The 13,331-nt window shown below is 62.4% G+C and carries 10 protein-coding genes; 7 read left to right on the top strand and 3 right to left on the bottom strand.

All coding sequences use genetic code 11. The features are described 5' to 3' along the window. The first annotated feature begins 98 nt into the window (after positions 1-98). The 3 genes from EXW71_RS03560 (at position 99) to EXW71_RS03550 (ending at position 3,181) form a co-directional block, all read left to right on the top strand. Positions 99-965: a pirin family protein gene (locus EXW71_RS03560; RefSeq protein ID WP_134657604.1), complete on the top strand. Its 867-nt coding sequence runs from the start codon at positions 99-101 to the stop codon at positions 963-965. Positions 966-1,204: 239 nt separating this feature from the next. Continuing rightward, on the top strand, positions 1,205-2,650 hold the full coding sequence (locus EXW71_RS03555) for a mechanosensitive ion channel domain-containing protein (protein WP_134657603.1): 1,446 nt from the start codon (positions 1,205-1,207) through the stop codon (positions 2,648-2,650). Between the two features lie 93 nt (positions 2,651-2,743). Further along, entirely contained in the window at positions 2,744-3,181 is a 438-nt protein-coding gene (locus EXW71_RS03550) for a carboxymuconolactone decarboxylase family protein (RefSeq protein WP_123716329.1), read from the top strand. On the opposite strand, the gene EXW71_RS03545 is transcribed toward EXW71_RS03550, so the two are convergent. After that, entirely contained in the window at positions 3,182-5,323 is a 2,142-nt protein-coding gene (locus tag EXW71_RS03545) for a TonB-dependent siderophore receptor (protein WP_134657602.1), read from the bottom strand. It abuts the gene before it with no gap. 241 nt (positions 5,324-5,564) lie between these two features. Continuing rightward, positions 5,565-7,439: a sigma-54-dependent Fis family transcriptional regulator gene (locus tag EXW71_RS03540; RefSeq protein WP_134657601.1), complete on the bottom strand. Its 1,875-nt coding sequence runs from the start codon at positions 7,437-7,439 to the stop codon at positions 5,565-5,567. 309 nt (positions 7,440-7,748) lie between these two features. Between EXW71_RS03540 and EXW71_RS03535 the strand changes: the two genes are divergently transcribed. The 3 genes from EXW71_RS03535 to EXW71_RS03525 are packed head-to-tail and all read left to right on the top strand — an operon-like array spanning position 7,749 to position 10,870. Further along, the gene (locus EXW71_RS03535; protein ID WP_134657600.1) at positions 7,749-8,726 is read left to right on the top strand and encodes a thiamine pyrophosphate-dependent dehydrogenase E1 component subunit alpha; all 978 of its coding nucleotides are present in this window, start codon (positions 7,749-7,751) and stop codon (positions 8,724-8,726) included. Positions 8,727-8,750: 24 nt separating this feature from the next. Beyond that, positions 8,751-9,770, top strand: a complete 1,020-nt coding sequence (locus EXW71_RS03530) for an alpha-ketoacid dehydrogenase subunit beta (protein ID WP_134657599.1) — start codon at positions 8,751-8,753, stop codon at positions 9,768-9,770. Then, positions 9,767-10,870 (top strand): acetoin dehydrogenase dihydrolipoyllysine-residue acetyltransferase subunit, encoded by a 1,104-nt coding sequence (locus EXW71_RS03525; RefSeq protein WP_134657598.1) that lies wholly within the window; start codon positions 9,767-9,769, stop codon positions 10,868-10,870. Before EXW71_RS03530 ends, EXW71_RS03525 begins: the two co-directional genes overlap by 4 nt. A gap of 54 nt (positions 10,871-10,924) precedes the next feature. Here EXW71_RS03525 and EXW71_RS03520 read toward each other — a convergent pair whose 3' ends face one another. Then, complete coding sequence (locus tag EXW71_RS03520) at positions 10,925-11,821, bottom strand: helix-turn-helix domain-containing protein (RefSeq protein WP_134657597.1); 897 nt, start codon at positions 11,819-11,821, stop codon at positions 10,925-10,927. A gap of 139 nt (positions 11,822-11,960) precedes the next feature. On the opposite strand from EXW71_RS03520, the gene EXW71_RS03515 reads away from it, so the two are divergent. After that, positions 11,961-13,331, top strand: coding sequence for a glutamine synthetase family protein (locus tag EXW71_RS03515; protein WP_134657596.1), 1,371 nt, complete (start codon positions 11,961-11,963; stop codon positions 13,329-13,331).

Here is a 13,331-nt window from a genome sequence, read left to right as displayed (position 1 = left end):
CGATCTATTGTCTTATATGTAGGACAGTAAGAGCTGTAATTGCTATCTAGCGCTCAATTGGTATCAGATTTAAGGTGTATGCACTTTGGAGGTACACCATGAAAAAATTGATCGGTATCTACACCAGCCCTCGCGCCCATTGGGTCGGCGACGGCTTCCCGGTGCGTACACTGTTTTCCTACGACACCCTGGGCAAGCACATCAGCCCATTCCTGTTGCTGGACCACGCAGGCCCTGCCGATTTCACCCCCACCGAACACCGTCGCGGTGTCGGCCAGCACCCCCATCGCGGGTTTGAAACCGTGACCATTGTCTACGACGGTGAAGTCGAGCACCGCGATTCCACGGGTGCCGGCGGCAAAATCGGGCCTGGCGATGTGCAATGGATGACGGCGGCTAAAGGCATCCTCCACGAGGAGTTCCATTCCGAAGCTTTCGCCCGTAGCGGCGGGGCGCTGGAGATGGTGCAACTGTGGGTCAACTTGCCGGCGAAGGACAAAATGGCCGACGCGGGCTACCAAACCATCGTCGATGGGGACATTCCGGTGTTGCCGCTGGCTGACGGTGCCGGGCAATTGCGCCTGATTGCCGGTAAATTCGCCGGCACCCAAGGCCCGGCGCGCACTTTTACGCCGATTGACGTGTGGGACCTGCGCCTCAACGCCGGTAAAACGGTCACGCTGGACCTGCATGCCGGGCGCAACACCGCGTTGGTGATTCTGCGCGGCACCGTGCTGGTCAACGGTGAGGAAGTCGCGCGCCAAGGCCAACTGGCCTTGTTCGAGCGCGATGGCAGCCGGCTCACCCTGGAGGCCAACGACGACGCCAAGGTGCTGCTGCTCAGCGGCGAGCCGATCGACGAGCCTATCGTCGGCCACGGCCCGTTCGTGATGAACACCGAGCAGGAAATCCACCAGGCATTTGCGGACTTCCAGTCGGGCAAGTTTGGGCAAATGCAACGCTGACGGTCTGTAGTAACCCCCTTGTGGGAGCGGGCTTGTGGTGGCCTGGGAGCCTTTTTTGTGGCGAGCAAGCTTGCTTGCGCTGGGGTGCGAAGCGCCCCCCATAGAGCCGGAGACTGCTGCGCAGTCAACGGGAGCAAGCTCCCTCGCCACAGCAAGCCCGCTCTCACAATTTATCCGGCGCTATACCCGACGTCTCCAATTCATGCGATCTTCTCGGCATGTACCCTGGAGTCGCCTTGATGCCCTCATTTATCGCTGATCACCCAATGCTCTGCGCGTTGGCGCTGATCTTTATCGACATCGCCGTGTGGCGGCTTATTTCCGTCAACCTGGCCAATTGGAAGCTGGCGGCGCGGTTGGTGATCTTCGCAGTCTTCAGTGCCGTGCTGTTCAACGACGGCATGAACCCCATGCAACTGGCCCCCTATGCCGACGACACCGCCTTGCACCTGGCCGCCACGGCCCTGCAGATCGGCTGGTGGCTGTTCGCAGCGCGCACCCTCACGGTATTGCTCGGCACCTTGATGATGCAGCGGGTCGGTCATACCGGGCGACTGCTGCAGGACCTGATGGGCGCGGTGATTTTCCTGATCGCAATTATCGCCGCCATGGCCTACGTACTCGACCTGCCGGTCAAGGGCGTGCTCGCGACTTCCGGCGCGGTGGCGATCATCGTCGGCCTGGCGCTGCAGAGCACCTTGAGCGACGTCTTCTCCGGGATCGTCCTCAACACCACCAAGCCTTATCAACTGGATGACTGGATTTCCATCGACGGCACCGAAGGGCGTGTCACCGATATCGACTGGCGCGCCACACGCCTGCAAACCTCCCAGGGCAGCATGGCGGTGATCCCCAACTCCCTGGCGGCCAAGGCCAAGATCATCAATTTTTCACGCCCGGCGGACATGTTCGGGTTGGCAGTGAGCCTGCAAGTGAGCCCCCATGCGCGCCCGCAAACTGTGATCGAGGCGTTGGAGCGTGCGATGCTGGGGTGCCGGCCGTTGCTGGCCACGCCGGCACCCAGTGTCGCGTTCAAGACCTCGACCAGTGGTGGCGTCGAGTATGAAATCAGTGGTTTTGTGCCCGCCATGGGCCTCAAGCGTGACGTGCGCAACCAACTGTATGACCTGGCGTTTCGTCACCTGCAGGCTGCGGGTGTCAGCCTGTTGTCCGCCACCGAAAGCAGCGCGCCGACGTTGGCCTCCGGGGCCCGGGCGTTGCTGGAGCGGTCGCCGATCTTCTCCACCTTGCGCCAGGAAGAAAAGGACACCTTCAGCCAGAACATGGTCCTGCACGCCTTCCGCAGCGGCGAGATGATCTTGCCGGCGGGAGAGGTCAGCGACCATTTGTTCATCGTCGCCTCCGGTGTGGTGTCGGTCATGCTGACCAAGGACGGGCATAAATTCGAAGCCGGGCGCATGGGGCCGGGGGAGGTGATTGGCGAGGCGGGGATTCTGTCCGATCAAGGGGTGCCGGCAGACTTCCTGGCCAAGACCTACTGCACCCTGTATCGCGTCGAGAAGGAATACCTCAAGCCTTGCCTGGATGCGCGGCATGACATCAGCGAGGCCATGAAAGCGTTGCTGGACTTCCGCCTGCACGCCGCCCAGACCCTGACTCAAGCGACGCCGGTCGCGCCGGTGAAGACCGGATTCCTGCAGTGGCTAAGGAACCGTGGGCTGTAGATTGGTCACCTGTTCTTCGCCCGAATTGGCTATTTCTCCGGGACGCCGCGGTGACTAATCTGCTCACCCATCCCACCGTTCCGGAGTATCACCATGCAGGCCCGTACCGATTTCTACACCGCGTCCCCGGATGCCATGAAAGCCATGCTTGCCCTGGAAGCCGCCGTCGGCAAACTGTCCATCGAACTGCCGCTGCTGGAGCTGGTGCGCCTGCGCGTGTCGCAGATCAACGGCTGCGCCTTCTGCCTCGACATGCACACCGCCGATGCACGCAAGGGCGGTGAAACCGAGCGCCGCCTGTACACCTTGTCGGCCTGGCGTGAAACGCCGTTCTTCACCCCACGTGAGCGCGCCGCACTGGCCTGGGCCGAAAGCCTGACCCTGATCAGCCAGACCCACGCCGCCGACGCCGACTACACCGCGCTCGCTGCCGAGTTCAGCCCGCAGGAACAGGTCGACCTGAGCCTGGCGATCAACACGATCAACAGTTGGAACCGCCTGGCGGTGGGTTTTCGCAAGATGCCCAAGTAATCAGAAGTTGACCGAGGCACTCAGGCGCGCCGTCAGGGGCGCGCCCTGGAACACGTAGTCATCGCCCATGTACTCGCCCGCGTCGCGCCAGTAGCGCTTGTCGAACAGGTTGTCGACGCTCAGGCGAAACACCGTTTCATAGCCGTCGAACCGGGTGGTGTAGCGGCTGCCGATGTTGACCACCGCATAATCCCCCACCTCCACATTGCCGGTGCGATTGGCGTATTTGCTGGCGCTGTATTGCACGCCGCCGAGTACCGCCAGGCCGTTTACCCAGGGCAAGGCATAGTCGGCGTACACACTGGCGCGCAGCTTGGGCACGTTGATCGCTTGATGACCTTCATAGTCCGGCGTGCCGCTGCCGTTCACCCTGGCACGAATCGCCGCCACGCTGCTGGCGATTTGCAGACGGTCGGTGGCCCAGCCGTTGGCTGACAACTCCAGCCCGGTGTTCTGTTGCTGACCTTGTTGCACGTAGGTGAACGTATCACCTTCGGGTTTGGCGTACTGATAGGCCTGGCGCGTCTGGAACACGGCGGCGGCGAAGCTGATGCGACGCCAGTCGTACTTCACACCGGCTTCGATTTGCCGCGACGTGGTCGGCGCCAGGGTTTCATAGGCATTGCTCGCAAACCACGGTGCCGTGCCGCCCAGGGACAGGCCCTTGCTGTAGCTGGTGTACAGCGAGATGTTTTCAATCGGTTTATAGATCAACGACGCCTGGGGCAGAAACACAGACTGCCGGGTATGGCGCGCTTGGTTGCCATCGCTGTCGAAGGCCTTCTCATCCAGGCGCACTTCACGGCCGCCGATGAGGGTCTGCCATTGTTCGTTGAAACGGATACGGTCGGTGACGAACAGGCCGTACTGGCGGCTGTCGAGGTTACGGTGGCTGTCGTTCAACGGCGCGTCGGTGGGTGCGAAGCTCGGGGCCTCTTCGTTGATATTGCCGCTGCCAATGTACGCGTTGACCGGTTCGCGCTTGTCGATCACCCGTCGGAACGCGCTGGTGCCGAAGGTCAGCTCATGGCCCAGCCCCGCTGTGTCGAACAGCCCGGTCATGTCCGCTTGCACTTCATCATTGCGGCGCGTGTCGTCGGGGCTGCGGTAGTCGTAGATGCCGTAATCGCCTTGCGCCGAGAAATAGTTGCCGACGCCCGTCGTGTCGCCGCCCCAGGCAAAGGCGCTGTAATCGTCAATCACCACCTTGCTGCGTGCTGCGCTGACGCTGCCTGTCCACTGATCGCTGAAGCGGTACGCGAACTTGCCGTTGAGGTTCAACGAATCGATACCGACCTGATGGCCGCCGCTTTGATGGCCGAGCAGTTTTCTGGGCGAAGCATCATGGGGCACCTCGGTGCCTCCGAGCAGTTGATAGCCCGGAACCGAGCGCTGCTGCTTGTTCTGGTATTCCGCATCCAGTTGCAGCACGGCATCGGGGCTGATATTCCAGTCAAAGGCCAGGGACACAAAATCGCGCTGGCCGTTGGCATGCTCCACGTAGGTGTGCAGGTCTTCATGGGCCACGTTGGCGCGCAGACCGAATTGCTGTTCGCTGCCGAACCAGCCACCGATGTCGGAGGCGACATAACCGCTGCCCCGGTCGTCGCTGGAAACGGTGACCGAACGCACATCCTCCGGGCGCTTGGTCACATAGTTGATCACGCCGCCGGGCTCGGAGATGCCGCTCTGCAACCCGGCCAGTCCCTTGAGTACTTCCACCTGCTGCTTGTTTTCCAGGGCGACGTTCTGCTCGCCGGTGACGGTGCGCCCGTTGATCTTGTAGCTGCTCGCCGCGTTCAGCGAAAAGCCACGTACCACAAAGTTTTCGTAGTAGCCGATGGGCGCATAGCTGTCGCCCACCGAAGCGTCGTTGCGCAGCACTTCGCTGAGCAGGCGGGCCTGCTGGTCCTTGAGCATGCTGGCGTTGATCACCGTGATCGAAGCCGGGGTGTCCAGCAGTGGCGCCTCGGCGAAGCCGCCGACCGAGGCCGTGTCGCTGCGGTAACCGGATACTTCCTGGCCCTGGACCTGCACCGCCGGCAGCTCTATTTCAGCCGCCAGGCTATTGCCGATACCGCCGCTGAGCAGCAAGCCGAGGGCAAAATGAGAACGGACGACGGGACGAAAACGCAAAACCATGGGGCAGGGCCTTAAAGCGCGAGGCGGGGGGGCGCATAAGCTAGGGGGCAATACGCTGGCGGGCAAGCCCAAATATCAGTCAGGCAAGACTTTTTGCAGGCGCGAGCTTGCTCGCGAAGCACTCACAGGCGCTGCGTTGATTCAGGCAACACGCGTTATCGTTGAGGTTTTTCGCGAGCAAGCTCGCTCCTACAGTTTTCTCCCACCCTGCGATGTGCTTTCCACATGGTGTTCGTGTACGTCATTGCTTGCGGGGCATGTCGATGCCCAGCTGGTTGACTCGGCGATACAGCGTCGCCCGCGAAATCCCCAGCGCCTGCGCCGTCGGCAACGGCTTCCAACGATGTCGAATCAGCGCATCCAGCACCACCTGCCGTTCCGGGCTGGCACTCTGTTGTGCCAGCGCCTCAACCTGTTTCCCGCGCAGCTCCACCGGCAAATTCGCCAATTGAAGGGTATCGCCTTCGCACACCGCACAGGCATATGCCAGTACATGCCGCAATTGCCGCACGTTGCCCGGCCACGCATAGCCGAGCAGCGCTTGGAGTGCCGCCTCGCCGATACCCAGCGTAACGCCGCTGTTGCGTGCTTCCTGCTCCAGCACCCGGTTGATCAACGCCAGCTTGTCGGTACGTTCGCGCAATGGCGGCAGGTAGAAGCGCGCACAACCGAGGCGAAAGTACAGGTCTTCGCGAAAGCTACCTTGACTGACCAATACCGCCAGATCGCGGTGGCTGGCGCAGATCACTTGGATATCCACGGTGCGCGCCTTTGCCGCGCCCAACGGCGCCACTTCGCCTTCGGCCATCACCCGCAACAGGCGTGTTTGCAGCGCCAGCGGCATGTCGCCGATTTCGTCGAGGAACAGCGTGCCGCCATCGGCTTGTACCAACAACCCCGGCATGCCCTTGCTGGAGGCGCCGGTAAACGCACCGGCCACGTAGCCGAACAATTCGCTTTCGATCAGGTTTTCCGGGATCGCTGCGCAGTTCACCGCCACGAAAGGGCCGGTGCGACGAGCGCTTTGTGCATGCAACTGGCGGGCGAAGACTTCCTTGCCCGCGCCGGTTTCACCTTGCACCAGCACCGGCAGGTTGCGGTCCTTGACGCGCACGGCCAGGCGCAAATGCTCTTCGACGCGCGCGTCCACTTGCGGCACCGCCGCTGCCCGTACCGGTGGGCGTCGGGGGGCATTGACGCGTACGTGCAGCGCTGCCGGTTCCCCCAGCCAATGCAGCTGCTGGGCGTGTTGGTCCGTGACCGCGCGCAACGCATCCAGGTCGAACACTTCGCCGATATGGGCCGGCACCTGGCCGAAGCGTCGGCGCAGGGCCAGGCGTGCTTTGCTGTTGAGGGCTTGCAGGCGACCGTCCTGGTCCCACGCCAGCAGCAGGTCGGGCTGGCTGTCCACGTAACCCGGCGTGCTGTGGGCTTGCAGCACCCAGTGCTGGCGAGCGCTGTGCATGAAGAAGGCGTTTTCGATGGCCTGGGCGCTCTGTGCCACCATCTGCCGCACCAGATGCTGGCTGCGTCGGTCGTCCGGCGACTTCAAGGCTGAGGCGTCCATCACCCCCAGCAGGTTGCCCTGGGGATCGAAGATCGGTGCGGCGGAGCAGGTCAGGCCGATAAACGCGGCGCGGAAGTGATCGCGTTTATGCACCGTCACCGCCAATCGGCTGGTCAGTACCGTGGCTACGCCGCAGGTGCCTTCTTCGGCTTCCGACCAGCAAGTGCCCAGGTACAGGCCGGCCTTGCGGCAGTCGCTGCGAATCGTGGTGTCCACGCGATGGTCGATGGTCTGGCCCTGAGCGTCGGTGAGCATCACGCAGTAGTCGGCGTGACGCACGCGGTGGTGCAACTGGCCGACGGCTTCGCTGGCGATGCGCATGAACAGTTCGGCACGCTCGCGGCATTCCTTGAGCAAGGGTTCGGTGAGGATGCGTGGCCCTTGCAGCGAACCTGGGTCCAGGTGGTATTGCTCCATGGAGCGGCGCCAGGAATCGAAGATCACCGACGGTACCGGCGCCTGGGGCAGGCGATCGGCATTGCGCACCACGCGGCTGACGCAGTCGACATGCTCCTTGGGGGTAAGCCCCCTTGAGTTCGCGGCGAGCATAAGGCCTCCGGTTCTCGATCTTTGTTGTTATGCCCGCCATTAAGCGCGTAAGCGCCGGGAGCGACAAGCGCGGCCTGACCAAATACCCGGTGTGAGACGCAGCGTCTCATCCGGCCCGAGACGCTGCCATTGCGTTGCAACGCCGCGTCTCATTGTGCGGTGGCCAAGGCCATGGGCACAGGCTTGCGGCGCTGCTCTGGATCAAGGCTTTGCGAGGTTTTTACAGGCATTGGCACAGGCTGTGCTGAAGGGCCTGTAGCTGGTCGAAGCCAGCCTTATGTGTGTCGAGACAACCTGGAGAACAACAAGATGTCCACTCACCTGTCCACCGATCAATTGCTGCATGCCTACACCGTGATGCGCACCATCCGTGATTTCGAAGAACGCCTGCACGTGGAGTTCGCCACTGGCGAGATCCCAGGCTTTGTGCACCTGTACGCCGGGCAGGAAGCGTGCGCCGCCGGGGTCATGGCCCACCTCAACGATGATGACTGCATCGCTTCCAACCACCGTGGTCACGGGCATTGCATCGCCAAGGGCGTGGATGTGTTCGGCATGATGGCCGAGATCTACGGCAAGAAAACCGGCGTGTGTGGCGGCAAGGGCGGCTCCATGCACATTGCCGACCAGGAGAAGGGCATGCTCGGCGCCAATGGCATCGTCGGGGCCGGTGCGCCGTTAGCGGCGGGTGCGGCGCTGGCCGCCAAACTCAAGGGTAGCCAGGGCGTGGCCGTGGCGTTCTTTGGCGACGGTGGCTCCAACGAGGGTGCGGTATTCGAGGCGATGAACCTGGCTGCGATCATGCAACTGCCGTGCCTGTTCGTTGCCGAAAACAACGGCTATGCCGAGGCCACCGGTTCCGGCTGGTCGGTGGCCTGCAAGGACATCGCCGAGCGTGCCGTGGGGTTTGGCATGCCGGGGGTGATCGTCGATGGCAATGATTTCTTCGCGGTGCACGCAGCGCTCGGCGTCGCGGTAGCGCGTGCCCGCAGCGGCCAGGGGCCGACCCTGGTGGAAGTCAAATTGAATCGCTTCTACGGCCACTTCGAAGGCGATGCGCAAACCTATCGCGGTCCCGATGAAGTGAAAAACCTGCGCGAATCCCACGATTGCCTGGCGCTGTTCCGTCAGCGCTGCAACGCCGAAGGCTGGTTGGAGGCGGCGCAGTTCGAGCGCATCGACGGCGAGGTGGCCCAACTGATTGATGACGCCGTGCGCCTGGCCAAGTCCGACCCCAAGCCCCAGGCCGCCGACCTGCTCAGCGATGTGTATGTGGCGTACTCATAACAACAATGACGTGGAGAGAACTTTATGGCTCGCAAAATCAGCTATCAGCAGGCGATCAACGAAGCCCTGGCCCAGGAAATGCGCCGCGACCAGAGCGTATTCATCATCGGCCAGGACGTATCCGGCGGCACCGGCTCGCCTGGAGAGCAGGATGCCTGGGGCGGCGTGCTGGGGGTCACCAAAGGCCTTTATCCGCAATTCCCCGACCGCGTGCTGGACGCGCCATTGTCCGAAGTCGGCTACGTGGGCATGGCGGTGGGCGCCGCCACTCGCGGTATGCGCCCGGTGTGCGAGTTGATGTTCGTTGACTTTATCGGCTGTTGTCTCGACCAGTTGCTCAACCAGGCCGCCAAGTTCCGCTACATGTTCGGCGGCAAGACCACCACGCCGCTGGTGATGCGTGCCATGTACGGCGCCGGCCTGCGCGCCGCTGCCCAGCATTCGCAGATGCTCACCTCAATGTGGACGCACATCCCCGGGCTGAAGGTGGTGTGCCCGGCCACGCCCTATGACGCCAAGGGCATGTTGATCCAGGCTATCCGCGACAACGACCCGGTGATCTTCCTCGAACACAAAATGCTCTACAGCCTGCAAGGCGAAGTGCCGGAAGAGCTGTACACCGTGCCTTTCGGCGAAGCCAACTTTGTGCGCGAAGGCAAGGACGTCACCTTGGTCACTTACGGGCGCATGGTGCATATCGCTCTGGAAGCCGCCGCCAACCTGGCGCGCCAAGGCATTGATTGCGAAGTGCTGGACCTGCGCACCACCAGCCCGCTGGACGCAGACAGCATCCTGGAAAGCGTCGAGAAAACCGAGCGCCTGGTGGTGATCGACGAGTCCAACCCGCGTTGCTCCATCGCCACGGATATCAGTGCGTTGGTAGCACAGCAGGCGTTTTCATACTTGCGTGCACCCATCGAGATGGTCACCGCGCCGCACACGCCGGTGCCGTTTTCCGATGCGTTGGAAGACCTGTACATCCCCAACGCCGCGAAGATCGAGGCCGCCGTGCTGAAGATCGCCGACAAGAGGGCTGCCGCATGATCCATACCTTGACCATGCCCAAGTGGGGGCTGTCGATGACCGAGGGCCGTATCGACATCTGGCTCAAGCAACCCGGCGATCCGGTGGAGAAGGGCGAGGCCGTGCTGGATGTGGAGACCGACAAAATTTCCAGCAGCGTCGAGGCACCGTTCAATGGCGTACTGCGCCGGGTGCTGGCGCTGAGCGACGAGACGTTGCCGGTGGGCGCGTTGCTGGGGATCGTGGTGGAGGGTGAGGCGACCGACGCGCAGATTGATGCGGTGATCGAAAGCTTTAACGCCGGGTTTGTCTCCAGCGTGGCTGAGGCCCAAGCGTCCGGCCCCAGCGCGCAGAAGGTTGAAATAGGCGGGCGTTTGCTGCGCTACCTCGACATGGGCGAGGGAGGCCCACCGTTGGTGCTGGTCCACGGGTTCGGGGGTGACCTGAATAACTGGCTGTTCAACCAACCGGCATTGGCCGCCGAACGCCGTGTGATTGCGCTCGACCTGCCGGGGCATGGCGAGTCGGGCAAGCAACTGCAAAGCGCTGATGCGCAGGAGTTGAGCGATGCGGTGTTGGCGCTGCTCGATCACCTCGGGCTCGACCGCGTGCACCTCGCCGGCCACTCCATGGGTGGGTTGGTCGCCTTGACAGTGGCCGACCAGGCGCCCGAGCGCGTTGCTTCACTGACCCTGATCGCCAGCGCCGGCCTGGGGGCGGATATCAATGGCGATTACCTGCAAGGGTTTGCCGAGGCCAGCCACCGCAACGCGCTCAAGCCGCAGTTGACCCAACTGTTCAGCGACCCCGCATTGGTGACGCGACAAATGCTTGAGGACATGCTCAGGTTCAAGCGCTTGGAAGGGGTGGATCAAGCGTTGCGCCAGCTCAATGCCAAGCTGTTCGACGGTGGCCGGCAGACGCTGGATCTGCGCAAGGTGGTGGGGCGGCAACCGAGCCTGGTGATCTGGGGCAGTGACGATGCAATCATCCCGGTCAACCACGCCGAGGGGCTGCAGGCCCAGGTAGAGATCCTGCCGGAGCAGGGGCATATGGTGCAGTTGGAGGCAGCGGAGCGGGTCAACCAATTGATGGCCGCTTTCCTCAATTCACAGCTTTGAAGGGCATCCCCTGTAGGAGCGAGCAAGCTCGCTCCTACAGTTTTCTTCCAGCACTCAACAGTGGCGCTTGAGGGTTTCGCTCGGCAATTCCTTGAACAACGCCCGGTAGCTGTTGGAAAACCGCCCCAAATGCCAGAACGACCAATTCATTGCCACTTCGGCCACGGTCGTTCCCCGCGAATTCAACAACTCCCGCCGCGCCCCGTTCAGCCGGCGCAAGCGCAACCATTGTGCCGGGCTCATCCCGGTGTAGGTCTTGAAGCCTTGTTGCAATTGACGCAGCGGCACCCCTGCAATACAGGCGAGTTCCAGCAGGTTGACGGTTTCGTCCGGTGCGTCCGCCGCCCATTCGCCGATGCGGGCCATTAACTGGCGTTCTTCGCTGCGGCGATGCAATGAACTGCGGTCCAGGCACACGCAGGCGTTGTCGAGAATGAACAGGCAGTCGTCGAGCAGTTGTTGGGTGAGGGCGTCGCGACTGATGGGGTCGCTGACGGCGGACAGGCGCGTCAGCGTGCCACTGAGCCAACGGGTGAACAGCGCATTCTGCTGGCAGGTCAGCGGCGCCATGAACAAACCGTCCAACTTCGCCACGTCCAGCCCTTGGCGCTGCACGAACTGCGGGCCGAATACCACGGCCACCTCACGGTAGTTTTCCGGGGTAATCCAGGTGTTGCGGCTTTCGCCGTTGAGCATGTACAGCACGTTTTCGCTGCCGTCGAAACAGAACGCCAACGAGCCCGGCGGGGCATTGAAGTGCTGCTCCACGCGGGTGTTCATGCACTCTTCGTAGACCTGCACACCTTGCAGGTCGAGGTAGCGCACCTGCCCGGCAAAATGCCCCGGGGACATCTGTTGGTACTGCTGCACCCAGCCGGGTGTCGCATTGCATTGAGCGGCCACATCACCGGTGGTGAAGGCCTGTACGCGCAAAGCTGTCGCCTGTGTCATGAGTAACCTTGGCGCACTCTATTGGTGCGTTGTGGTTCGTGCAAAGTGGATAGATGCCCTTTGAAGGCTGGCCCAAGATAGACCTCAATGCGCCGGGAGTACAAGCCGGCGTGTGCAGCCAACCCATGACGAGGTCCTTATGAACGCCCCTTTCGATCAGCTGTCCGCCTGGCTGAAAGAACACAAGATTACCGAAGTCGAATGCGTGATCAGTGATTTGACTGGCATCGCACGCGGCAAGATTGCGCCCACCAACAAGTTCCTGCATGAGCGAGGCATGCGCCTGCCGGAAAGTGTGCTGCTGCAAACGGTGACCGGGGACTTTGTCGACGACGATATCTACTACGACCTGCTCGACCCGGCCGATATCGACATGGTGTGCCGCCCGGTGTCCAACCCGGCGTACAGCGCTTTTTATGTCGTGCCATGGGCCATTGAACCCACCGCGATAGTGATCCACGACACTTTCGACAAGCAGGGCAACCCCATTGAACTGTCGCCACGCAACGTGCTGAAAAAGGTGCTGCAGCTCTACACCGACCGAGGCTGGCAACCCATCGTCGCGCCGGAAATGGAGTTCTACCTGACCCAGCGTTGCGAGGACCCGGACCTGCCGCTGAAAACCCCCGTGGGCCGCTCCGGCCGCGCCGAAACCGGCCGCCAGTCGTTTTCCATTGACGCCGCCAACGAATTCGACCCGCTGTTCGAGGACGTCTACAACTGGTGCGAAGCCCAGGGCCTGGACCTCGACACGCTGATCCACGAAGACGGCCCGGCGCAGATGGAAATCAACTTCCGCCACGGTGACGCGCTTGACCTGGCCGACCAGATCACCGTGTTCAAGCGCACCCTGCGCGAAGCTGCGCTCAAGCACAACGTAGCAGCCACCTTCATGGCCAAGCCGGTGGCCGACGAGCCGGGCAGCGCCATGCACCTGCACCAGAGCGTGGTCGACATCGCCACCGGCAAGCCGGTGTTTGTCGACGCCGACGGCAAGATGAGCGCGCTGTTCTTGCACCATATCGGCGGCCTGCAGAAGTACATCCCCAAGCTGCTGCCGATGTTCGCGCCCAACGTGAACTCGTTCCGGCGCTTTTTGCCGGACACCTCGGCGCCGGTCAACGTCGAGTGGGGCGAGGAAAACCGTACCGTCGGGTTGCGCGTGCCCACCTCCAGCCCCGACGCCATGCGCGTGGAAAACCGCCTGCCCGGCGCCGATGCCAACCCCTACCTGGCGATCGCCGCCAGCTTGCTGTGTGGCTACCTGGGCATGGTTGAACAGATTGAGCCGAGCGCACCGGTCGAAGGCCGTGCGTATGAGCGACGCAACCTGCGCCTGCCGTTCACCCTCGAAGATGCCTTGGCGCGGATGGAGGATTGCGACACGGTCAAGCAGTACCTGGGCGATAAATTCGTGCGGGGCTACGTCGCGGTCAAGCGCGCCGAACATGAGAATTTCAAGCGCGTGATCAGTTCCTGGGAACGTGAATTCCTGCTGTTGAGCGTCTAA

This window comes from Pseudomonas sp. BCA17, from assembly GCF_004519405.1.
GTDB lineage: Bacteria > Pseudomonadota > Gammaproteobacteria > Pseudomonadales > Pseudomonadaceae > Aquipseudomonas.
Note: the sequence above shows the minus strand (reverse complement) of the source record. Positions and strands in the feature narration are given on the sequence as shown.